This window comes from Acinetobacter sp. YH12236 (genome assembly GCF_013417645.1).
GTDB lineage: Bacteria > Pseudomonadota > Gammaproteobacteria > Pseudomonadales > Moraxellaceae > Acinetobacter.
In genome coordinates this window covers 1-1007 of the sequence record NZ_VPDM01000081.1, presented here as the reverse complement: position 1 = coordinate 1007, position 1007 = coordinate 1, and the positions used below count along the sequence as shown (strand labels likewise).

Genomic DNA, 1007 nt, shown 5'->3' with positions numbered 1-1007 from the left:
CTCTGTACACGACAAATTTCACAGAACCCTTATCCTATCAGGATTCTGCTTTCTTAAAATTGCCAAAATTTCCTTAAACTCTTCTTTTTTCCCAAAACCAATTAAACGCTGAATCGCCATTTGAACATAGTCTAAACCATAGCGAAATAAACTCATTGAGAGTCGTCCATGCTTCTTTATTTTTATCGCTTTTTTTTGATTATGTTGCCATTCACCCGTTAAGTAACACCAACAGAAGCTTATAGCTAACACCGCAATCAATTTTTTCACTCGTCTAGGGTCTGTCAAGCGCGTATTTTCAAGATTAAACCCGCGTCCTTTGAGACAACTGAATAAGGTTTCAATTTCCCAGCGTAATGCATAATCCTGAATAGCATTGGCATTAAACTGAGGAGAAACGACGAGTAAAAGCTCTCCATTTTCTAACTGTAGTGCACTTATATATAGTTTCACCCGACCAACCAAAATCCGTCGTTTACGACATTCAATTTGACCAACTTTAAGATGGCGAAATAAATCACTAATTTTATGATTCTTTCCTAAATGATTGGTGACAATGAAGTTTTTTTAACACGAATGCAGAAGTTGATGTCTTGTTCAATTAACCATGTAAACCACTGCTCACCGATAAACTCTCTGTCTGCGAACACATTCACAATACGGTCTTTACCAAAAATGGCTATAAAGCGTTGAATCAAAGCAATACGCTCTTTCGTATCTGAATTTCCACGTTTATTAAGCAATGTCCAAAGGATAGGTATCGCTATTCCACGATAAACGATTGCGAGCATCAGGATATTAATATTTCGTTTTCCCCATTTCCAATTGGTTCTATCTAAAGTCAGTTGCACTTGGTCGAATGAAAACATATTGAAAATCAACTGAGAAATTTGACGATAATCAAAATACTGACCTGCAAAGAAGCGCTGCATACGTCGATAAAATGATTGTGGTAAACACTTGATGGGCAAGGCTTTAGATGCAGAAGAAAGATTACATGTTTGCTT

At 36.7% G+C, this 1007-nt stretch carries 1 protein-coding gene; it reads right to left on the bottom strand.

The window, feature by feature from the left end; genetic code table 11:
• Positions 1-18: 18 nt before the first annotated feature.
• Positions 19-1007 (bottom strand): IS4-like element ISAba1 family transposase gene (locus tag FTV14_RS15905; protein ID WP_179994544.1). Its coding sequence is split into 2 segments (ribosomal slippage), with 990 coding nucleotides annotated over them: positions 19-569 and positions 569-1007; the frame shifts between segments, so codons are not numbered across the junction. This gene is flagged as partial in the annotation.